The sequence below is a fragment of the Adhaeribacter swui genome, assembly GCF_014217805.1.
Taxonomy (GTDB): Bacteria; Bacteroidota; Bacteroidia; order Cytophagales; family Hymenobacteraceae; genus Adhaeribacter; species Adhaeribacter swui.
In genome coordinates this window covers 3577432-3599962 of the sequence record NZ_CP055156.1, presented here as the reverse complement: position 1 = coordinate 3599962, position 22531 = coordinate 3577432, and the positions used below count along the sequence as shown (strand labels likewise).

The window sequence follows — 22531 nt, the reverse complement described above, 5'->3', positions numbered from 1 at the left end:
GTCCAATAGTGCTTCTATTGTTATTTTTTAAATTTTTACCATTTACCTAAGTTCGAATGCCGCAATCTTATAAATCAATCAGCCCACGCAAATATTTTTCTGGTTTAATAATACTGGTGGTGCTAAATTTTGGGTTATCCGGCTGGTTGCCCACGCCAGCTTTGGCGCAGTTGTCCTTACCCACATCCGAAGCTAGTTCCGACACGGTGGCCGTACCCGATTGGCCCGTCGATACTTTAGGCCGCCGCACGCCCCGCTACGCGGTGCAAGGTTTTATTGAAGCCATTGCCGACGAAGACTACGCCAAAGCGGCTTTATATTTAAACCTCGACCGCAAACAACGCAAAAAAGGGGAGCAACTGGCGCATACCCTGCAACGCCTCCTCGACCACGGCGGTAAAATTTCGCCATATTCTTTAATCAGCGATTCATACAACGGCAACACCGACGATAACCTGGGACCAGACCTGGAACGGGTAGGTTCGGTTTCAGCCAACGGCGAATCTTTTGACTTGTTTCTCGAGAAAACCACCGATAAAGCCGGCGGACCGATTTGGTTGTTTTCGTCGCAAACCGTAAAACGCCTCCCTGCCGAAATTGAGCAAACCGATCCGCCCTTCGTGGATAAGGTAATGCCCGCTATGGTGGTTAAAAATAAATGGGGCGGAGTACCTGTTGGGCATTGGCTGGCCATGGTGCTTATGGCTTTGTTGAGTTACGCTATTTCCTGGGGCCTGGTCCGGACTTTGGAACTATTGCTGCGCGTTACCTGGCGCCGGGCCAAAGAAGAACCCGTGGCAGGCATTATTCAGGCTTTTACCTTACCACTCCAGTTATATACCGCCTTGTGGTTGTTTTTCCAGTTCAGCCAGCGGGCGGGTATTTCCATTATCGTGCGCCAGAAGTTCAGCATTATTACAGTTATTGCGGGCTTGCTGGTATTTTTGCTGTTGTTGTGGCGCTTAATTGATGTGCTCGGCCGGTTTTTAGAACGTCGCATGATTAGGTACCAACACCAGGCGGGTTTATCGGCAGTGTTGTTTTTACGTCGCGGCGCCAAACTGGCCGTGATGGTTTTTGGGGTAATTGGCGTATTAAGTACTTTGGGCTTTGATGTAACTACGGGTTTGGCGGCCCTGGGAGTAGGTGGTTTGGCCCTGGCTTTGGGTGCCCAGAAAACCGTTGAGAACTTTGTGGGAAGCGTTACCTTAATTGCCGACCAGCCCATTCGGGTAGGCGATTTTTGTAAAGTAGGTGATACCGTGGGCACCGTCGAAACCATTGGCATGCGCTCTACCCGCATCCGCACCAACGACCGCACGGTAGTTACCATCCCCAACGGCGATTTTTCGTCGCAGCGCATCGAAAATTTTGCTCACCGCGACCGGGTTTGGTTTCATCCTACGTTTACGGTTCGCTGCGATACCAGCACCGAACAGTTACGGTACTTGCTGGTAGAATTGCGGGCCATCTTGTATTCGCATCCCAAAATAGATCCGGCCTCGGCGCGGGTGCGGTTTGTGGGCATTGGCGATTTTTCGTATAATTTGGAAGTTTTCTCGTACGTGCTCACCAGCGATTTTAACGAGTTCTTAGAAATTCAGGAAGATTTGCTGCTCCGGATGATGGAAGTAGTGGAAGCCAGCGGCACAGGTTTTGCCTACCCGTCGCAAACCGTTTACCTGGGCCGCGACACCGGCATATCCGAAGAAAAAGCCCAGGCCGCCGAGCAAAAAGTAAAAGAATGGCGCAACGCCAACGATTTGCCCCTGCCCAAATTTAGTCCGGAACGCATCCAAAGCCTGCGCAACAAAATCCCCTACCCCACCGAGAATGGCAACAGTTAAATAGGAATGGAAAATAGATTATAAAACCTAAGAACGAAAAAGGTGCCGTTTTAACGGCACCTTTTTCGTTCTTAGAAATCTAATTTTTTAAAATTTTTAGTAAAAAGCCATACCAACATATTAGCTTTTACTAAAAGCAAAGACCCCAGTTTGGCTGTTGAGGGCCTTCTAAGGTTCCGGTTTTGCGAAGCAAAATTCCGCAGCGGAGTGAGGAAAGGAAGCTTAGAAGGCCCTCAACAGCCAAACGAGGCCCGCCGGCCACGAGGCAAAACTTGAAGCCAGCAAGCTAGATAGCACCTACGCCTGGAGACTTGCAAAGTCTCCAAGTAATCAAGGTAGAATCAGCTATCTTCATTTTAAAAATTTCTCAAAAACAGCTTTTTAACAGCTTGTCAAAGCAGTTCAGAGTTCCGGCTAAAGCCGGAGTAAAGGCACAGACTTTACCTGGTACGAAGGCCCGAGTTTGAAAACTTGCGCCAGATAAAAAAATTTAAAAAATTGCTTTATTTCTTACCCGTAGCCGCCCAAAAAATACCCGCTAGTAAATGGTTTAAGAAAGCCGGTTCGCTGAAGTTAGTAGGCAAGTGCCCCAAAGCCGTATAAAAAGCCCGGCCACCGTCGTAATTGTGGTACCAGGCTAGCGGGTGCACTTTACCCATGCCTTCGCCTTTGCGCGGGCCCCACTCCACTTTAGGATTATACGAGGTTTCGTCAACGCTTAAGATGTAATTCAAGCCAGTAGTTTTTTCCGGGCCAAATTCATAGTATTCTTCCGTCCAGAGTTTATCATCGGCAAAGCCCTGCAAACCCGGGAATTTAGGATCGAGGATTTTTAATTTAGCCGTTTGAATGGTGGGGTGAATATGAAACATGCGGCCTACCATTTTGGTGTACCAAGGCCACTCGTACTCCGTGTCTGAAGCACTGTGAATGCCCACAAAGCCTTTACCGGATTGCACAAAACGCTCGAGTACTTTTTGTTGCTTTTCGTCGAAAATATCGCCGGTGGTATTTAAAAACACCACGGCCTTAAATTGCTCCAGGTACTTATCCGTAAATCCGTTCGGGTCTTCCCACAAAACCACATCAAAAAAGTTACGCGCACCCAGTTGCTGCAAAGCCAATACGCCCGCGTGCACCGACTCGTGGTGCCAGCCTTTGGTAGTGGTTACCAGTAATACCTTAAATTGTTTTTGCGCCTGGCTGTTAAAAGCAATGCCTAACTGAAGCACTACGAAAAAGAGTAGAAGTTTTAATTTGTTCATGAGGGATTTAAATTATTTAAAAGCGGAAGATAATCATTTTTTGTTTGCTGCCTTAATCTCCCCGGCGGCTTTTGTTCTGTAGTAATTTTCTTGGATAGATGGCAAGAGTCTTAATTAGTTAAACGCACCAATAAGCCAGGAACCGCTGGCTTTTGGTAAAGTTTAAAAAGAAAGCTTTAATCCCGCCAATTTCTACTAACCTACAACAAAGCTTAAAGCAACAAATAATTGTATTTCAGAGAGGTAATAGACTGTTTAGGTACCATAAAAAATTTACAAATATGTAATAATTTTTAAATTTTCCGTTAAACCTTTAGTGGGCAGCATAGTCTAATGGTTATATATTATTTAAAGCATGAAAGAGGTATTTCATTCAGGTATTTCCTGGAACAATTTTTTTAAAGACAGCTCCGGTTTTATGCTGGGTTTGGCTTTGCTGGGCAGCGTGGCCTGGCCGCAATCGGGTTTAGCGCAACGCCCCGACCGGCAAAATCACCCGAATACCTACCGCCCGGATCGGGAAGCTAACCGAAACAATAACTCGAACCGGGATAGAGATTATAGTCCTAACCGGAATAATCAAAATAACCGAAATAATAACCCGTCGCGGAATAACAATCGCGACCGGAATGACCACCCAACCTACGTTCGGCCGGATAGAAACCGCAATTCTGCTTATAACCCGGACTACTACCGGAACCGGGATTTAGCTTACAATAATCACCGAAGCTCCCGGCCATACCCGCCGGTATATTACCCCGCACCTAATCGCTACCGCAGCCCAAATTGGTATTACCGCAACTTACCCCGCTACGGCTACGTGGTACCGGTAGTACCCAGAACCGGCGTTACCATTGCGTTTGGCGGCGTCTATTTTCATTACGATAACGGGGTTTATTACCGCCCGGATCGGGGCCGGTATGTGGTGGTGCCTGCCCCCATTGGCTTGCGCACCCGGTTTATTCCCGACGGGCACTCCCGGTTCTTTATCAACTACGAACCGTATTATTATTACTACGGCACGTATTACCGGCTGTATAACGGCTACTACGAAGTGGTAAAACCGCCCGTGGGCGCCTTAGTCGAAAGCATACCCGATGGCTACGAGCAAGTAGTAATCGATGGCGAAACGTATTACCTGGTGGATGGTGTGCAGTACAAACCGGTTTTGCACAACAACGAAATCTGGTACGAAGTGCTTAAAGTAGACTAAGCTAAAAATTTGGCTCAACAGAAAATAAAAATTTTTAAAAATTTAAGATTCTGGCGGGAGCTATAACCGAAGAATAAGCGATATTGTGCTATACAAGTTTTACAAAAAGGGGGAATATCTATTCCCCCTTTTTTATATCTTTCATTCTAAAGCACTTACGTCATCAGGTCGAGCCGTGCAGGGTTAAGAATTTAAGCGAAAAAAGTCTTATTTGGGAATGCTGCCGCGGCTCTTTATATTGGTAACCGACCAGTTCCTGTTAATTCCAGTTAATAATGAGGCAACCCGGTTCAGGAGAAACAGTACACCGGATAGTAAAACGAATGCGATCTAAATTTGGGTTGAAAATTTAAAAATCCAGACTAATCATTCTTATTGCGTTAGCCAGGCAGGTAAATTAAAATTAGCGGAAATACGCTACTAAATAGCCAGGCAATTACCTTTGAAGTACACAATTAAAACATAATTAAAAAATGCCTTCTGGACTACTTGCTTTATTAGATGATATTGGTGCCCTGGTAAAAGTTAGCGCCGCCAGCCTCGACGATGTTCCGACACAGGTAGCAAAAACCACCGGTAAGGTTTCCGGCATCGTGATTGATGATACGGCCGTTACGCCCAAGTACGTAGTGGGCCTCGATCCCGCCCGGGAAATCGCTATTATCTGGCAAATCGCTAAAAAATCGGTTATTAACAAAGTGGTATTCCTGGCGCCGGCAGCCTTATTGCTGGGTTTTTTCGCGCCCTGGGCTATTCAACCTATTTTAATGCTGGGGGGCGCTTACCTGTGTTTCGAAGGCTACGAGAAAGTGCATTCGATATTTAGCCCCCACGAAGAGGCGCACGCCACCGAAGCTGAATCAGCCAAGGTAATTACCCCCGAAGAACTGGAAAAAGAAAGGGTTACCAGCGCCGTACGCACCGACATTATTTTGTCTTCCGAAATTATGGCTATTGCCTACAGCCAGGTAGCCGACCAGCCTTTAGCCACCCAAATAATCGTGTTGTTAGCCGTAGCCGTTTTTATTACCGCTGCCGTGTATGGGTTTGTGGGTGTTATAGTAAAAGCCGATGATTTTGGGGTGCACTTGGCCAAAGAAAACCACTCTCCTGGGGTACGCAATTTGGGGCGCGGTATTGTTAAGTTTATGCCCCATTTTTTAAAAATTTTAGGTTATGTGGGCACCGCCGCCATGTTGTGGGTAGGCTTTGAAATTATTACGCACGGGGTACCGTTCCTGCACCACCTGGTAGAAAATATCGAACATGCGCTGGCAAGTGTTCCGCCTATTGCCTGGTTAGTAAAAGCCCTTGCCTGCGCCATTGGCGGTATTATCCTGGGCTTTATCATTGAAAAATTTGTGAGCCTGGTACGCAAAATTTTTAAAAAATAAGCTCCGTTCAGGGTTAGACAGCAGGTTAAAATTTTTAGATGTAGTTTGGCCTATTCTGGTTGGGTTATTAAAAGCACGAGCCAGGTGTATTTACCAGCAGTATTTCGGGGAAAGCGCCGGTATTAATGAAGATGCTACATTTATCGGCGATATTCTTCAGACTATTTGAAATACCTGATCAACTTGCGTAAAGAAAGAATAAACCGCTCCCGGAGTAACTTTGCCGGTCTAAATCTAATTTCTGGCTAATTCCCGTTTTGTAACTTCAACCGAATGGTTAGCTTTAAGCCAATATTTTGGTTTTATGAAGAAACAATTAATCCGGGCAGGGTTTTTACTCTTGGCTGCTGGTTTTGGTGCTTGTGCCTCCAACCCTTACGCTACCACTAATAAGTCTTATAAAAAGCAAGTAAAAGCATTCGCCCGCAGTTTGCGTCAGGTGCCGGTAAATACCCCGGGTGCCGATAGCTTACTAATGGGCGATTTGTGGGTCGGAACCACTAACTTTAACATCCGTAAGCCCAACTACGTGGTTATTCACCATACGGCCCAGAGTTCTGCGGCTCAAACGCTGCAAACCTTTACCCAGCCCCGAACCCAGGTAAGCGCGCACTATGTCATTGATCGCAACGGCAAGATATACCACATGCTCAACGATTATTTACGGGCCTGGCACGCCGGCGCCGGCAAATGGGGCAATAACACCGATATTAACTCTTCGTCGGTGGGTATTGAACTGGATAACAACGGCGCCGAACCTTTTGCCGAACCGCAAATTACCAGTCTTATAAAATTATTAGCTACCCTGAAGAAAACCCACAACATTCCGACGGCTAATTTCATTGGCCACTCGGATATTGCGCCCACCCGCAAAAACGACCCGAACGCAACTTTTCCCTGGCAATTATTGGCGCAACATGGTTTTGGTTTATGGTACGATGCCTTACTCCCATTGCCAGTTTCCGACTCCACGGCCCTGCTGCTTGCCCCCGTTTTACCCGACTCAGCGGCTAGTGCTACTGCGGTAACTACTATCCCGGTTTTGCCGGCCGATAGTTTGCTAAATGCTCCCGGGGTTCCGGCTAATTTTAATGCCTTGGAGGCGTTACGGATTATCGGGTACGATATCACAGACCCGGCGTCAGCCATCAAAGCTTTTAAGCTGCATTTTATCCAGACCGAGGTAAACGCTATTTTAACCCCCTTCGATCAACAAGTGCTGTATAACCTCTACCGGAAGTACTTATAGCCCTACGCTCCTACCTAAATTCAAAAAATAATCCGGAAAAATAGTACTCAGGATTTATTAAATGGCTAACCCGGAAATTTCTTAAAATTTAAAAATAATCGCTTAACTTACTTATCCGACGCCGGTTTACTCCCGGTGCCTTGTTTACTTTTAACCTAATCGCTCGATTTACTCTAACCTAAAATGCATGTATAACAGACGTACTTTTTTAAAAACGACCGGTGCTTTGGCCGTTGCCGGCCTGCTACCTGGCCTGGGCAAAGCCAATGCTTTGCTGGCTAACCTGGCAGCTAAATACCCGCCCATTGGTATACAAACCTATACCTTAAACTTTTTGTGGAACAGCCCCGATGTAGATACCAAAGCGGTATTAAAGCAAATTGCCGACATGGGGATTAAAGAACTGGAAACGGCCACCGGTACCGCTAGCGGCCTGTACTACGGGCACAAAGCCAAGGAATTTGGTACGATGGTAAAAGACAACGGCATGACCTGGATCGCCAACCACTACGGCGGCTTGCCCCGCAACCGGACCGCTGCCCCACCTACAGCGGCTAATGGTGCCGTAGGAGCTATTGCTACGCCACCCACGAACGCCAACCGTCCAACGCCTCCCGGTGGTCCGCGCACCAACCTGGCCGATAATCTGCAGCAAATTGTAGACGAAGCTGCCGAAGGAGGTTGCTCCTGGGTTGTTTGTTCCAGCTCCGCCGAATCTACCATGGACGAGATTAAACGAACCACCGAAATATTTGCCAAAGCCGGCGAAGCGGCTCGCAAAAACAAAATGCGGTTTGCCTACCACAATCACCAATCGGAGTTCGACAAAGTAGATGGCATAAGTGCGTATGATTATATTTTAACGCAAACCAACAAGAACGAGGTATTTATGGAACTGGACCTGGCCTGGGCTTTTATGGCCAAAATGGACCCGGTAGCCATGTTTAAACAATACCCTAACCGTTTTCCCTTGTGGCACGTGAAAGACATTGACCCGAATACCAAACGACCCTGCCCGCTCGGGGCCGGCCAGTTTGATTTTAAACGGGTGTATGAAAATTCGAAATTATCCGGTGTGCAACACACCTTTATTGAACAAGATGGCGCTAAAACCATAGACGACCCCGCCAGCAGCGTAAAGTGGCTGAAAAGCAGTATTTATAAGGCTTAACTAAGCTATCAATTTGGGCTTTCTGATGATAGTTTAAATTGTTTCAATCAAAAATTTTAAAAATAAACCCGATTCGTAAACTTTAGCAGGTTTATGAATCGGGTTTATTTTTAAAATTTTTACTTAGCAAAATACGCCGCGTACTTTTTAGGCAATTCCGGCAGTTTTTTAATTTTTACGTCTTTGTAGAATACTTCGGCGGCTTCGCTTTGCAGTTGCAGTTTGCCTTTGGTTAACGGAATTTGTTTCCCATCCTCCACGTACCGCGAATTTTGCAGCACCATTACCACGTGGCCGTTTACAATGTGCAAACTTTTATCCTGGTAGCAAATTAATTCAATATCGGTCCACTCGCCGTTAGGGCTTTCGTGATCTTCGCTGCGCAGGCAAAAACCGCTTAGGTTAGTGCCCCGGCCCAAAGGTAAAAAAGGCTGCTTGGCGCTTGCCACCGTGTTCATGTCGCCTTCCGGAATAAAGGCCCGAATATCAATGGCGGAATTAGCAATCGTCCAGTAATCGCCCATGTGGCCTTCCATAATCTGGAATTCCTGCCCCAGCATCCAGGAGCGCCAATAATCTTTGCCGCTTTCACCAATAGAATGATACAATACCCCGGAGTCTTTGAGTAATTGGGTGCGGGGCTCCCACTTTTTATCTCCCCATTTTACTTTTAGTTTTAAATGGTAGTTTTCGTACTCTTGCTTGGTAAACACGCAGCCATAAATTTCGCCACTGATCCGCAAAACCGGCTTGCCTTTTTCTTCGGTCATGGTAAATACATTGCTGGTGTTTTTGTTGTAGCCAATTGGCTCAATAGCTACGCCATCGGCATCTTTGGGCTGTTCGCCTTTATAACCCGGTTTGTGACGGTAACTCAAATACATTTCCCACTTACTTAAATCTTTGTCGAGTAAGTTTTCCCAATCTTCTTTGGGCTGAAAAGAACTTAAACCTACCACGAGACAAAGCCAAAAAGCAGATAGAAGCGCGGCTATTTTTTTCATGTGCCTTAAAATTTTTAGATAATTTCGGAACCCAACCCAATACAACAGCAGCCCTTGATAACTAAAAAATCAAGAGTTATTTACCTCGTAATGAATGAGTTAATTATTATCAAAAGTAAGCACATCAACCAGCCGGTTTATGGTATAAATTTATTTTTATATGGTAAAATTGTGCGCCGTGCCACCTACTTGCAGCTTATTGCCGGTAGAAGCCAAAAAGCAAACTGAAATTTTAAATTTTTTAAATTTTAAAATTATAAACCGGGCTCGCGGTATTTAAAACCCCAGTTAGCCATTTCGTTCATGGCCGGTCCCAGTTCCTGCCCCGCGGGAGTTAAGCGGTATTCGACGTGCGGCGGCACCACTGCCAAAGCATGCCGGCTGATGAGTTGATCTGCCTCTAATTCTTTTAAATGCTGAATCAACATTTTCTCGGTAATAGCGGGTATCTGTTTTCGTAATTCGCTGTAGCGCTTCGGGCCATCGAGTAAGTTATAAATAATTAATGGTTTCCAGCGCCCACCTATTTTAGTAAGCGTAAAAGTTACCGGACAGGCAAACAAGGCCGTGTTTTTATTACTCTGGTTTGTGGAAGCTTCTTTGATTTTCGTCATGTGCGGAGTCACCTACTTTGGGGTAAGTACTTGTAAAAAAGTAAGTACAAATATACCTTTGGCTCATCATAAAATCAAAAAAATATAAAAATATGAAATACGTTGTAACCGGTTCTTTAGGACACATCAGCAAACCATTGGCTCAGCAATTAATTCAGGCCGGCCACCAGGTAACCATTATCAGCAGCAATGCCGACAAAACCGCTGACATCGAAAAATTAGGCGCTACCGCCGCTATCGGCTCCGTAGATGACACTGCTTTTTTAACTAAAACCTTTACCAACGCCGATGCGGTTTATACCATGGTGCCCCCGTTTTTTAGCAACGGTGGCTGGTTGGAACACATTGTTCAGGTAGGTAAAAATTATGCCGAAGCCATCCGGGAAGCGGAAGTAAAATACGTGGTAAACCTGAGCAGCATTGGTGCGCACATGCCCGAAGGTTGTGGCCCGGTAAGTGGCATCTATTACGTAGAGCAAGCTTTAAATGAGCTGGAAAACGTGAACGTAATACATTTGCGCCCCGGTTATTTTTACTACAACTTTTTAAACAATGCCGGCATGGTAAAGCACCTGGGCATTATTGGCGGTAACTTTGGTGCCGATACACAATTGGCTTTGGCAGATACCAGCGATATTGCCGAAGCTGCTGCCGAAGAACTGTTAAATTTAAAATTTACCGGCAAAAGCATCCGCTACGTGGTGTCCGACGAACGCACTACGCACGAAATTGCCGCTGTTCTGGGAAATGCGGTAGGTAAACCCGACTTGCACTGGGTCGATTTTTCGGATGAAGACACCAAAGCCGCCATGATCCAAAACGGCTTACCCGAAGAAATGGCTAAACATTACACCGATATGGGCGCCGCCTTGCGCAGCGGCGAAATGGCGGCGGAATACCAACAACAAAAACCCATTACTTTAAGCAAAACCAAACTTGAATCTTTTGCTCCCGCATTTGCCCAGGCTTATAACAATGCTTAATGTGTAAGGCAGAGCTGTTAAGTTGGTCGGTATTATGATTTAAAATTGTTTTTTAAAAATTTACTGCTGGCGCGAGCGTCCCGCTCGTGTCTACTATCTGGTAGGCCTCCGGCCGGGCGAATAGATTAGCCTTTTTAAATTTACAACAATTTCCAACCGTCCAGAGGCCGGACGATGATCATCACGAGCGTGGACGCTCGCCATATAATTAGAATAAGAATTAAGAAAGGGGCATAAGCTCCTTTTTTTTAAATTTTTGATTTTCCGGACGTAACAAAACTTGTTTTTCTTCCGGATGGGATTAATTTATTTTGCTGTTACGTCTTTACCCGTTAAAATCTTAATCATTTCGGGTTGGTGGTTTTCTCCTTGCGCATTCGTGAAGCCGAAGCCGCCGCCTTTGTAATCCCAGTTAGCCCAGGCAATATTATTTTTTTCCAGCACCGTTACCATGTCCTGGTACCAGCGCAACCGGTCGGCTTTGGGAGCGGTATTTAACGCGCCCCATTCACCACAGTACAACTTTAAACCGTGCTTACGGGCAAAATCCAGGGGCTTTTGAAAATCTTCCTGAAATTTAGCGGCGTTATATACCGTTTTAATCCGGCTCTTTTCGTTATCTGTAATCAGGCTAACCATGTCGGCGGGTAGCGCGGCCAGTTCTTCGTCGGTAACCGTGCGGCCCGGATAATGCACCGGTCCTTTGTAGGCAGCAATTTTAGTCCAACTGGCCTGGTAGTGGGTAAGCAAAAAAGGCAGGTAATAATGAAAGCTTAATAACAGATTTTTATCGTTGGCGGGTATACGTAATTTATCAAATTCTTCGTGCGATTGCCAGCGGTTAGAGCCTACCACAATAATCCGGCGGGGTTCTTTCGCCCGGATAACCGCAATGGCTTTATCCACAATTTTGTTCCAATCTTCCGGATCATCGGCTACAGGTTCGTTCATGAGCTCGTAAGCAACCTGGGTAATCGGATATTTTATTAACTCTCCTGATAAATCGCGCCAACACTGGTAAAAACGTTCCTGGGCCGCTACCTGCGTGAAAAGAGGTTTTTCGGTGGCGTTAAAGTAATGCGACCGCAGAATGTGCAAATCCACTACGGTTTTAAGTTTGTATTTCTGGCACCACTTTAAGGCATCGTGCAACAAAGCAAAAGCTTCGGGCTCTTTTTGGCCGGCTTCGTTCCACATTTGCATTTCGTCGATAGGTAACCGGATATGATCAAAGCCCAGAGCCGCAATATTGGCCACGTCTTTTTCCGTGAAAAAAGCTTTTCGTTCGGCCCCTACCCGCGTACTTTGCGACAGCCAATGGCTGATATTGGTACCCCGTTTAATAACAAAGGGCGTAGTACTTCCCGTTTTGGTCTTTGCTTGAACCAGACCGCAAAAGAAAAACAAACCTATGCCGTAGCATAACCAAATTACTAGTGGCAGCTTAGCCCAATACCCGTTTAAAGTTACAGATAGTCGCATGATTTTGAACCGTTTAATCTGATAATTAACTAAATAAATCAGAGGAAAGCAAAAAATTTAAAAATCAGAAAACAGTATATGGTTAAGCCCCCACTCACCTTAACTTTCCGGAATTACCAGGCCCCAGATGCAAGCTTTTAAACCAAAACTTTATAAATTACACCTAGCGTATTTTAAAACTCGACAACTTTAATTAAATATGATGGACACCAAATTTAAACCTTACATACGGCCGTTTGTAAATCTAATATCTAGTGTCTAGTGTCTAATATCCAACATCCAATATCCCTTTACTCATTCTGCCGCAATTACCCCATTCTTTGTCGTTTTTGTACCCCTAAAATCAGTTGTTGTTTGCTCATATTTGTACAAACAAATAAAAGAAACTTAATCATGGAACAAGCCACAAACAGCCCACAGAAAATTACCCCTTTTTTATGGTTCGATAACCAGGCCGAAGAGGCCATGCATTTTTATACTTCTATTTTTAAAAATTCGAAAATAAACAGTGTGGTGCGCAATGGTGCGGGAGGTGTATTAACAGCGTCTTTTACTTTAAACGGCCAGGACTTTGTGGCTTTAAACGGCGGCCCCCTATACAAATTTACGGAAGCCATATCGTTTGTGGTGAACTGCGAAACCCAGGACGAAATTGATAGCATGTGGGAGCAACTCTCGGCTGGGGGCGAACCCGGCAGATGCGGCTGGCTGAAAGATAAATACGGTTTATCGTGGCAAGTAGTGCCACCGGTGTTACCCAAACTGCTGCAGCACCCCGACCCGGAAAAATCGATCCGCGTGATGCAAGCCATGATGCAAATGAGTAAAATTGATATACCCGCTTTAATCCGGGCCGCCGAAGCAGAACCGGCTAAAACAACATAAATTTTCCGGTAAAAAATGCCAATTGTTCATTAAATTACCGGATGAAAGCAACTGCTACTTCCCCCATTGCCCCCGATGTAGACGCGTATTTACAGGCTTTTCCGGAAGCGGTAAAATTAACACTAGAAAACGTGAGGCAAGTTATTCGGGCAACGGCTCCGCTGGCCCAAGAAGTAATCAGCTACCAGGTTCCTGGTTATAAGTACCTGGGGCCAGTCGTTTACTTTGCCGGTTATAAAAATCATTGCTCATTGTTCGTGATAAATAAAGAAATTTTAAAAATTTTTGCTTCGGAGTTACGGGGCTTTAAAACAGCGGGTGCTACCATTCATTTTACTTTTCAAAAACCTTTACCCAACGATCTGATCCGGCGAATTGTGCAATTACGCTTGCAGGAAAACGAAGAACTGGATGCTTTAAAAAAGCTAACAGCAAAGAATAAAATCAGGAAAGCTTCGATTTAGGCTGAGGCTGAAGTTATAGAATGACGATGGTTAGTTATAAAACAAAAAAGCAGCAGCTATTTACAGCCGCTGCTTTTTGTTTTACGTTATCCAGCTACAACTAGTACTAGCTCCCCTAGCTGGCGAAATACTTATTTTACGTCGTAGTTCAGCAAAGCCGATTGCCCGTAAGTACCTAAATCAGATAAAATAAGCCCAACCCCTTTAGCAAAATACAACTCCGAAGCTAAGTTAGAACCTAAATCTACTCCCATAAAGGTGTAATTCACGGTCATTTTCACGTGGATTACTTTCTGGTAGGTTTTACCTTCTACTACTTTACTTACATCTTTCTCCAGAATGGTAAAAGTTAATTTAGTATCAACGCCGTTAAAATTGGTAGTTTGCTCCCAGGGTTTGCCAACGGGTGTTTCTTCTTTTAACAACATTACTTCTACGTCGCCCAGGTTAGGTACCAGGCCCACGGCCGTATACACGCTTTTTTCATGGTTAATGTACGACTTACTAATATTAGTGCCTTGTTTGGTTTCCAGCTCGAAATAAGTTTTACCATTAATTTCTTTGGTTTGGCCGGTAGCCGATAAGATGTACGGCATACTGCCTCCGTACGACCACGTAGAGCCGGCTGTGGTAGGAATGTAATCCTGGTTAGCGGTGGGTGACGCATTTTCTTTTTTATCACAAGCTATAAAAGCGGCCGCCAGGCAGCACCAGATAAAGTAAATTTTCAGTCGATGCATGTATTTTTTAAATTTGACTCAAATTAAGCGGTAGTTTTCTCTTATCCAAGCTCTTCTAGCCTGGCTTTTAAGCACTTTCATATTCTTTTATATTTCTTGGTTAAAGTATATTCCGCTATTAAATAGAGCCTATAAAATCTTTATTTTTCAATTACGTTTTATTTATTAATCCCGGAAAACTAAGATTCGTATGAATCATTTAATTTTAAAATTTTCCAAATTGAACCGAAGGTTAAAAGCTCCGAAATTTGAATAGAATAGAAACGCCCGTGGTAGAACAAGAACGCTCCAGAGAATTGCTGATTCAGAATAAGGATACTACTTTATTTACTCGTTTTTACCCGAATAAAGACAAAGAAACCATTATTTTATTGCACGGGGGCCCCGGCGTGCCCGAAGGCTTAAGCTTTATCACGAAATATTTACAAGCGCATTACCAAATCATCGACTTTCACCAGCGGGGCACACGCCAATCACCCACCAAATCAAACGATTTTTCGCTGGAAAGTTACGTGTCGGATGTTAATTGTTTGGCCGATTATTTTAAACTAGAGCAATTTCATTTATTTGGGCATTCGTGGGGCGGCTTGTACGCCCAGGTTTATGCCCAACAGCACCCGGAACGGTTGTTAAGTATGTTTTTATGCAGTCCCGCTACCGGTACCGGCAAACAGTGGAAAGACACCATGCTGGAAATTGCCGATTACAACAAAAATAAAAGCAGCTATACCGAATGGGTAGCCATGCAAGCAGAGTCGGGGCTGGGCTTGTTGGGTAGCGATAAAGCGTACCAGAAGTTTTACAGCCAGGCGCTGCGTAATTTTAGCCGGGGCTTTACCGAAGCCTACACCGAAAAGTTTGCCTTGGATTGCATTAAAGCCAAAGCCATTAACCAAACTGTTAAAGCTATTTTAAAATATCCTTTGCTGCCCGAAAAAATTATTCCGGAATATAAGTTAACCATTGCCTACGGCGCCCGCGATATTTATGGCAAAAGTAAAAGATGCGTAATGCGGCGTTATCCCACCATTCCCATTATTTTTATTCCGGGTAGCGGGCATATTCCGTGGTCGCATAACATGGAAGTTTTTGTTAATATTCTGCGGGAGCACTACGGGGTTTAATTTGAATTTTTAAAATTTCGGGTTGATTGCAGAATAATGTTTTTTTTTTAAATAAATTAATTACCAGCTATAAACTAAAAAACCGACGGATTAAGCTCCGTCGGTTTTTTTAGTTTATACCTCTATGTTATTATTTACGAATCGTAGGTATCATAATCATCGCGATCATTATACGGCGTTAATTGATCGTAATCATCGTAGTCATGGTCGTCGTCTTTGCCTCTGAGTAAAACTACTACGCCCGCTACTACGGCGGCGGCTACGGCAAATTTAGTGATCAAGCCAACTTTATCGTGTTTCCATTCGGCTTTGTAGCCTTTTTCGACGAAAATATTGGGTACGTGGCCATTTTTAAAATCATCAATTACGCCTTCTACTACGTTTACCCGATCGGCCAAGATAAGCGGCAACCAATGCAGGTAGCTGTTTTCGCTGTAACGAAAGGCAAATCGACGAATCATACCGCTTAAACCCGAAGGTGGCGAAGCAGTACCAAATACCGCTGATACGTTCGGGCGTTCAATGGAATGCAGCACTTCTACGTCTACGGGTTGTTGGGTGGGGCGTTCCCAGCTATAGCCCGCTTGTTCTGCATCGGTGCGGTGCGGTTTCATGGGGTAAGTGGGGTCGTTTTGCGGATCGGCATCAATGCCCCAACCTTTTATATGCGAGTAATCTTTTTTTAAATTTTCCATAATTTTAAAATTTACATACGGGCAGATGGGGGAATAAGAACCGGTTTAATGCAATTATCCAGTTTAGCCGAGAATAAACGGTAGCCATCGGCCACTTCTTCCAGCGGAATGCGGTGCGTAATTAAAGCTTTCGGGTTGATAATGCCGTTTTGCACGTGCTCGATTAAGCGCGGTAGCAACCGTTTTACCGAAGCCTGGTTCGCCCGGATGGTTAGCCCTTTATTCAGCACGTTACCAATCGGCACCAGGTTATCGGTAGGTCCGTAAACTCCCACAATCGAAACAATACCGCCTTTTTTAACTGAGTTAATAGCCCAGTGTAAAGCTGTAGCCGAACCGGCCTGCAATAAGGTTTTACGCCCCGTAATGGTTTGCATGGTATTACCGGCAGCTTCGGCCCCTACGGCATCAATTACCACGTCGGCTCCCATCCAATCGGTGGTTTTTTTAATAAATACCACGGGGTCTTCCATTTCCCGGAAATTATAAGCTTCGCACTGCGCGTAATTGCGGGCAAACTCCAGCCGGTATTCTACGTGGTCGATGATAATAACACGACCCGCCCCAAACAGCCAGGAACATTTTGCCGCCATAATGCCCACCGGTCCGGCCCCGAACACCACTACCGTATCGCCCGGCTGAATACCGCCCATTTCGGCGGCCTGGTAACCAGTGGGTACTACGTCGGTAAGCATCACAGCATCTTCAATATGCATGCCTTCGGGTATAACCGTAGGACTCACGTTGGCGTAAGGAACGCGCACGTATTCGGCCTGGCCCCCGTTGAAACCACCGGCCGTATGCGAATAACCAAAAATACCGCCAACGGCTGTAGCCATGGGGTTAGACTCGTGGCAATTACCAAATAAACCTTGCTTACAGAAATGACAACGACCGCAGGCAATGTTAAACGGCACCAGCACGTGGTCCCCTACTTTTAACTTAGTTACTTCCGACCCAATTTCTTCTACTATTCCCACAAATTCGTGGCCGAAGGTAGTGCCTACGCGGGTATCCGGCACGTTGCCGTTATATAAATGCAAATCCGACCCGCAAATACAAGAACGGGTAACCCGAATAATGGCATCTTCGGGATGCTTTATTTCGGGCATGGGCTTTTGAGTGACACGAACCCTTTTGGGTCCGCGATAATCCATTGCTAGCATAAAACTTCGTTTTTCTGGTTAACTAATACTTATCGTACAACTTCAAACATTCAGATAAACTCTGAAATTGTTCCTGGTTGCGGAACAGTTTTATACAGTACTAGTCTTGGTTTTTAAAGTTTCAGCCGGTGCTTCAATCCTTCCGAAATACGTATTTATACCTATTGTTTTTAAAATTTCTTATTTTGAATACCTAATATTCTGAAAATATGAGTTCCGTGGGAGTTATTTTAACTGCAAAATCTTTTGTAAAACTATTTGCCGAACTCAATGCATATAGCATTTTTAAAAACAATGGGTTACCGGAAAAATTACATTGGTTCTTTTTCCTGGAGATTTGATAAGAAGAGGCATTTCTGGAATGTAGAAATTCCGGGAAATACTTTTGGCTAAGTTTAACGGGAGTTTACGCTAAGGAATAACGCAAAGAAGAAAGCTATCTATTTCCATTTTTGTCATTCCGAAGGAATCTAATCAATTACCTACTGGTTAGATCCCTCCGGGATGACAAGAATAGAATGGGGAATTGACGTAAAACGAGGTTTTCAGGCTATTATAAGTACTTGTATTGGCTGTTTGAATTAGTAAATACTTATCTCGAACTTTTATTAATTTTCAATGCCAGCTTACACCAATATAGAAACAGGAATTTTTAAAATTTTACGATTTCTGATACTCGTTGCGAGCAAAACCACATTCCCATCTCGCCATTTTTTAAATTTTTGCCCGGTTTAATTTGCCTTATTGTAAAGACACTACCTGGCCCGTCCGCACCGACTCGTCGCAGGCAAAGGCAATGCGCAGGCTGTTTACCGCGTCAGCCACGTGGTCGGTTAAATCCAGGTTTTCGCGGATGGCTTTTAGAAAATACAATTGCTCACGGTTACACAATTCCTGGTGGTCGGGTTCGTCTTCCATGCTAATCCATTCGTCTTCCCGCGCCAGTTCTTCGTTCGCGTTTAACTCGGCGCGGTGAAACCGCAGCCATTCGGTTTTGGTGTGCGCCTCCACCGAGTCGGACTTGCCAGTACTGCCGGCATCTTTGGCTACAATGGATACAGCCCCTTTGGGCCCAATTACGTCTTTCACAAAAAATGCCGTTTCGCTGATCATAGGTCCCCAACCGGCTTCGTACCAACCTACCGAACCATCTTCAAAACGAATCTGTAACTGGCCGTAATTGTAATTTCCTACGGGTATATCCTCGGTTAAGCGGGCGCCAATGGCGCTTACTTGCACCGGTTTCGAACGGGTCATCTGGCACATCACGTCAATGTAATGCACGCCGCAATCCACGATAGGGCTTAAGCTTTTCATTAAGTTACGGTGAACGGCCCAGGCGGCACCGTGGCTTTGCTGATTTAAATTCATGCGCATTACCAAAGGTTTTCCTAACTGCCCCGCTAGCGCTACAAACTGAATCCAGGACGGATGGTGCCGCAGAATATAACCTACCACTACTTTTTTACCGGCTTTTTCGGCGGCGGCCGCTACGCGTTCCGCTCCCGCTACCGAATCGGCAATGGGTTTCTCCAGGAACACGTGGCAGCCTTGTTCCAATGCCTGAATAGCAAATTGTTCGTGGGTATCGGGGTAAGTAGAAATGCAAACTGCGTCCGGTTGGGTAGCGGCTAAGGCTTGGGGGTAATCCGAGAATAAAGGATAACCGCCTCCTAGTTTTTGATTTAAAACTTCTTTGCTCTTGCCCGTAGAAACAATGCCGCAAATTTCGAAACCATCCAGCATGTGGTAAGCAAAAGCGTGCGAGGTGCCCATGTTGCCGCAACCCACAACTAAAACCTGTAAAGCTTTATGTTCAGTCATTTTTTAAATTTTTCTCTTATAACGTCAAGGTACTAAAAACAAATGAGCCATAATTTTAAAAATCCGGCCATTTGCTTTTCAGTGTTTTACATTTCCGGCTTCTATTATTTAACTTATTAAACAAGAAACCTGATTAACCTTAAGCCGCCACCAACTCCCGGTTGTATTTGCTGCGGTATTGTACCGGTGAGAGGCCGGTGATTTTTTTAAAAGTATCCCGGAAAGCTTTGGGGTCGGAGTAGCCTACGTTGTACATTACTTCGTTTACGTTTTCGCGCGAGGTTTCTAAGCTCATTTTGGCGGCTTCCATTTTTACCCGCTGGATGTATTCTACTACGGTGTTGGCAGTCGCTTTTTTAAACCGGCGTTCCAGGTTGCGGCGGCTCAGGGCCAGGGTATCGGCGAGCTGGTCTACGGTAATTTTTTCGGTTACGCTGTTTTCGATAATTTCCTGAGCTTTTTTAATTACCTCGTCTTCGTGGTCTTTTTGGCCGTTAAAAATCACAAACGGCGATTGGCTTTTCCGTTCAATATCAATCTGGAAGGCTTTGGACATAAATACGGCAATGTCGCGGCCCACGTATTTTTCGATAAGGTATAAAATTAGATTCAGGTAAGAAAAAGCGCCGCCGCTAGAGTAAATGCCTTGCTCGTCGGTAATAATTTTATCTTCTACCAGGTTTACTTCCGGAAACATTTTCCGGAAATCTTTGGCCGCCATCCAGTGCGTGGCGCATTTCCGGCCGTTTACCAAACCCGTAGAAGCCAGCAAAAACGCGCCCACGCATAAACTACCTACTTCGGCCCCATTTTGGTATTGCTGCACCACCCAAGGTATAAATTCCCGGTTAGTTTCCAGTGTTTTTACCATATCGCCATCCAGCGCCGGAATAATTATTAAATCAGTCTTTTTAACATCGGGAGCCAATACATCGGTATAAACCGTGTAGATGCCGCCGGCCGCCGGAACTTCCTTTACCAAACCCACTAATTGCACCTGAAATAAGGCCGGTTTGCCCATACTCTTTAATAGCTTATTTACTTCGGTAAATACTTGGCGCGGGCCTTCGATGCTGCCCAGAATAGCGCCTTTGGGAACCAGGATAGATATGTGTTTCATAGTGGTAAACAGGTAATTAGGTGCAGCCCGAATTTACTAAAGAAATTAGTAAAGCAAAAGAAAATTGTCGCAATTTACCCTGTTTTATGTCGGAAATGTACCCCCTATTTGGCAAAACTTCGCTGTAAGTTTGTAATAACAAGAAAGCAGTAAAAATTTAAAATTTTTAAATTTTAGTCTTAGTGATGCCGATAGTTTATTTTACATCTACCAATATAACTACCTGATTTTTAAATTTATTCCTAATCTATTTATAAACTAAAAACTAAAAACGATGGAAACGCAAGTATTAAAAGATGTTATTGAATTAAACGCCCCTACCGAAAAAGTATGGCAAGTATTAACCCAGGACGAATATAACCGCCAGTGGTACGCCGAATTTATGGAAGGCACTTACGCCGAAACCGATTGGCAGGAAGGAAGCAAAGCCTTATTTAAAGATAAAACGGAGTGCGGCATTGTCGCCAAAATAATTGCCAACCAACCCCATCAACTGCTCTCGCTGGTGTACCAGGGCATTGTAAACAACGGCCAGGAAGATTATTCTAGTCCGGAAGCTGAAGCGGTAAAAGGTGGCCGCGAAATATACCGTCTCGTGGATTTGAATGGCCGCACCCGCTTAGAGGTAGAAGCCGATATGGGCGCAGAATATTTAGAAATGATGCAGGCCTCCTGGAACCGGGCTTTTCAAAAAATTAAAGAATTAGCTGAAAACTAAACCTACGGATCTGGTATATTCTACCAGTTTATTTAAAGTGTTTTTTTCATTAAACCGGTAGTAAAAACAACTGCCTTGCGGCTGGCGCTTACTTCCTGAATTTTAGAAAAGTAAATGCAGAAATTTTTAAATTTAACCGATTTATCTATCCCAAACTAAAATAAAAATGCTGGTAAATATCTTAACCGGAATAGTAGCGGTGGTTGTGTTTTTGTTAATAGCGGCTTTGTTTGTGCGAAAGCAATATTTTATTAAACGCGAAATAACCATTAACAAACCCAAAGCAGAAGTATTCGGGTACATTAAACATTTAAAAAATCAGGAAAACTACAGTAAATGGGTACGGGCTGACCCCAACATGCAAAAAGACTACCGCGGTACCGATGGCACCGTAGGCTTTGTTTACGCCTGGAACGGCAACGACAAAGCCGGTGAAGGCGAGCAGGAAATTAAAGCCATTACCGAAGGCGAAAAGTTGGAAGTAGAAGTGCGCTTTATCCGGCCGTTTGCAAGCGTGGCGCAAGCCCCCTTTACCACCGAAGCGCTCTCGCCAAACCAAACCAAAGTTACCTGGGGCATGGCCGGCGGCAATCCGTACCCGTTTAATTTAATGCATTTATTTATGGATGGCCTGCTGGGTAAAGATTTAGAAGTTAGTTTAAACGCCCTGAAAAGCGTACTGGAACAAACTCCCGTTTCTAAAAACTAAAGATTGCGTATTTACCTGGCTTTTAAAGCAAAAGCTTAACTAAATTTATATCCTCAGAAACTTTACAGTTTTTAATACAAGCAACAATACCCGTAGCCGGTTACCGATAATTACAAAGTTTGCGCGTATCTTCCGGTAACATAAGGCCATTCAAAAACCCAAATCGGCGTTGGCAGCCATTCTACACCTTCGGTTTAAACTATTTAACTGACTATTTTTTAAAATTTTTAATTTTTGGTTTATGGTAAAACTAAATCCGTATCTCAACTTTAACGGTACCGCCGAAGCGGCTTTTAACTTTTACAAATCGGTATTTGGTGGCGAGTTTGCTAACTTAATCCGGTTTAAAGACACCGGTCAGGGCACCCACCTTTCAGCCGAAGACCAGGAAAAAATCATGCACATTGCTTTGCCCATCGGGCCAAATAATATTTTAATGGCGACCGATGCCCTGGAAGCTATGGGCCACTCATTTAAACCCGGCACTAATTTTCAGTTATCGCTTAGTCCGGACAGCGAAGCCGAAGCCGATCGCTTGTTTCAAGCCCTTTCGGCGGGCGGACAAGCAACCATGCCGATGCACAAAGAGTTTTGGGGCGCCTATTTTGGCATGCTCACCGATCCGTATGGCGTACAATGGATGATTAGCTACGACCCTAACATTCCGGCTTAAGGCAGCCATTTTTTAATTTTAAAATTCCTGAGTTGCCGCCGCTAATTAAAATTGCCGCCACGCAGCTTATCCTTTAAGAATTATTTTATTTCTCAGGCAAAACAAAGCCCGACTGACCCCACCAAATGACTTATACTTGGTTGTAGAGCCAGGCTAATGATTGTCGTAAAATCCCCTTTTTCTGTCGTAAT

General features: G+C 44.7%; 21 protein-coding genes. 12 read left to right on the top strand and 9 right to left on the bottom strand.

Annotated elements, in window-relative coordinates; translation table 11 throughout:
• Positions 1-56 precede the first annotated feature (56 nt).
• Positions 57-1847 (top strand): mechanosensitive ion channel family protein, encoded by a 1791-nt coding sequence (locus HUW51_RS15185; RefSeq protein ID WP_185270483.1) that lies wholly within the window; start codon positions 57-59, stop codon positions 1845-1847.
• Positions 1848-2350: 503 nt separating this feature from the next.
• Here HUW51_RS15185 and HUW51_RS15180 read toward each other — a convergent pair.
• Positions 2351-3112, bottom strand: a complete 762-nt coding sequence (locus tag HUW51_RS15180) for a ThuA domain-containing protein (RefSeq protein WP_185270482.1) — start codon at positions 3110-3112, stop codon at positions 2351-2353.
• Positions 3113-3467: 355 nt separating this feature from the next.
• Here HUW51_RS15180 and HUW51_RS15175 point away from each other — a divergent pair, with 355 nt between their 5' ends.
• The 4 genes from HUW51_RS15175 to HUW51_RS15160 all read left to right on the top strand — a co-directional run bounded on the left by HUW51_RS15175 (position 3468) and on the right by HUW51_RS15160 (position 8139).
• Positions 3468-4325 carry a DUF6515 family protein gene (locus tag HUW51_RS15175; RefSeq protein WP_185270481.1) on the top strand — a complete coding sequence of 286 codons (858 nt, stop codon included), beginning with the start codon at positions 3468-3470 and terminating at the stop codon, positions 4323-4325.
• A gap of 473 nt (positions 4326-4798) precedes the next feature.
• Positions 4799-5719: a DUF808 domain-containing protein gene (locus HUW51_RS15170; protein ID WP_185270480.1), complete on the top strand. Its 921-nt coding sequence runs from the start codon at positions 4799-4801 to the stop codon at positions 5717-5719.
• A 304-nt stretch (positions 5720-6023) separates the two neighbouring features.
• Positions 6024-6968 (top strand): N-acetylmuramoyl-L-alanine amidase, encoded by a 945-nt coding sequence (locus HUW51_RS15165; protein ID WP_185270479.1) that lies wholly within the window; start codon positions 6024-6026, stop codon positions 6966-6968.
• A gap of 187 nt (positions 6969-7155) precedes the next feature.
• Positions 7156-8139: a TIM barrel protein gene (locus HUW51_RS15160; protein WP_185270478.1), complete on the top strand. Its 984-nt coding sequence runs from the start codon at positions 7156-7158 to the stop codon at positions 8137-8139.
• A 119-nt stretch (positions 8140-8258) separates the two neighbouring features.
• On the opposite strand, the gene HUW51_RS15155 is transcribed toward HUW51_RS15160, so the two are convergent.
• Positions 8259-9143: a 3-keto-disaccharide hydrolase gene (locus HUW51_RS15155; protein ID WP_185270477.1), complete on the bottom strand. Its 885-nt coding sequence runs from the start codon at positions 9141-9143 to the stop codon at positions 8259-8261.
• 254 nt (positions 9144-9397) lie between these two features.
• Positions 9398-9757, bottom strand: a complete 360-nt coding sequence (locus HUW51_RS15150) for a winged helix-turn-helix transcriptional regulator (protein ID WP_185270476.1) — start codon at positions 9755-9757, stop codon at positions 9398-9400.
• A 92-nt stretch (positions 9758-9849) separates the two neighbouring features.
• On the opposite strand from HUW51_RS15150, the gene HUW51_RS15145 reads away from it, so the two are divergent.
• A complete protein-coding gene (locus HUW51_RS15145) occupies positions 9850-10740 on the top strand; it encodes an NmrA family NAD(P)-binding protein (RefSeq protein WP_185270475.1) in 891 nt (296 codons plus the stop codon).
• A 306-nt stretch (positions 10741-11046) separates the two neighbouring features.
• Here the strand turns inward: HUW51_RS15145 and HUW51_RS15140 are convergent, their stop codons facing one another.
• A complete protein-coding gene (locus tag HUW51_RS15140; protein ID WP_185270474.1) occupies positions 11047-12222 on the bottom strand; it encodes a glycoside hydrolase family 5 protein in 1176 nt (391 codons plus the stop codon).
• Between the two features lie 393 nt (positions 12223-12615).
• Between HUW51_RS15140 and HUW51_RS15135 the strand changes: the two genes are divergently transcribed.
• Positions 12616-13107, top strand: a complete 492-nt coding sequence (locus HUW51_RS15135; protein WP_185270473.1) for a VOC family protein — start codon at positions 12616-12618, stop codon at positions 13105-13107.
• Positions 13108-13148: 41 nt separating this feature from the next.
• Complete coding sequence (locus HUW51_RS15130; protein ID WP_185270472.1) at positions 13149-13571, top strand: iron chaperone; 423 nt, start codon at positions 13149-13151, stop codon at positions 13569-13571.
• A gap of 131 nt (positions 13572-13702) precedes the next feature.
• Here the strand turns inward: HUW51_RS15130 and HUW51_RS15125 are convergent, their stop codons facing one another.
• Positions 13703-14311 (bottom strand): hypothetical protein, encoded by a 609-nt coding sequence (locus tag HUW51_RS15125; protein ID WP_185270471.1) that lies wholly within the window; start codon positions 14309-14311, stop codon positions 13703-13705.
• Positions 14312-14559: 248 nt separating this feature from the next.
• Between HUW51_RS15125 and HUW51_RS15120 the strand changes: the two genes are divergently transcribed.
• Positions 14560-15435, top strand: coding sequence for an alpha/beta hydrolase (locus HUW51_RS15120; protein ID WP_185270470.1), 876 nt, complete (start codon positions 14560-14562; stop codon positions 15433-15435).
• Positions 15436-15569: 134 nt separating this feature from the next.
• On the opposite strand, the gene HUW51_RS15115 is transcribed toward HUW51_RS15120, so the two are convergent.
• From HUW51_RS15115 to HUW51_RS15100, 4 genes are all read right to left on the bottom strand, one after another.
• The gene (locus HUW51_RS15115; protein ID WP_228466665.1) at positions 15570-16130 is read right to left on the bottom strand and encodes a hypothetical protein; all 561 of its coding nucleotides are present in this window, start codon (positions 16128-16130) and stop codon (positions 15570-15572) included.
• Between the two features lie 11 nt (positions 16131-16141).
• Positions 16142-17296 (bottom strand): zinc-dependent alcohol dehydrogenase, encoded by a 1155-nt coding sequence (locus tag HUW51_RS15110; protein ID WP_185270469.1) that lies wholly within the window; start codon positions 17294-17296, stop codon positions 16142-16144.
• A 741-nt stretch (positions 17297-18037) separates the two neighbouring features.
• On the bottom strand, positions 18038-19120 hold the full coding sequence (locus tag HUW51_RS15105; protein WP_185270468.1) for a Gfo/Idh/MocA family protein: 1083 nt from the start codon (positions 19118-19120) through the stop codon (positions 18038-18040).
• Between the two features lie 139 nt (positions 19121-19259).
• Positions 19260-20240, bottom strand: coding sequence for a GlxA family transcriptional regulator (locus HUW51_RS15100; RefSeq protein ID WP_185270467.1), 981 nt, complete (start codon positions 20238-20240; stop codon positions 19260-19262).
• A 274-nt stretch (positions 20241-20514) separates the two neighbouring features.
• Here HUW51_RS15100 and HUW51_RS15095 point away from each other — a divergent pair, with 274 nt between their 5' ends.
• From HUW51_RS15095 to HUW51_RS15085, 3 genes are all read left to right on the top strand, one after another.
• Positions 20515-20958: an SRPBCC family protein gene (locus tag HUW51_RS15095; protein ID WP_185270466.1), complete on the top strand. Its 444-nt coding sequence runs from the start codon at positions 20515-20517 to the stop codon at positions 20956-20958.
• A 166-nt stretch (positions 20959-21124) separates the two neighbouring features.
• Positions 21125-21667, top strand: a complete 543-nt coding sequence (locus HUW51_RS15090; RefSeq protein WP_228466663.1) for an SRPBCC family protein — start codon at positions 21125-21127, stop codon at positions 21665-21667.
• A gap of 241 nt (positions 21668-21908) precedes the next feature.
• Positions 21909-22340: a VOC family protein gene (locus HUW51_RS15085; RefSeq protein ID WP_185270465.1), complete on the top strand. Its 432-nt coding sequence runs from the start codon at positions 21909-21911 to the stop codon at positions 22338-22340.
• Positions 22341-22531 lie beyond the last annotated feature (191 nt).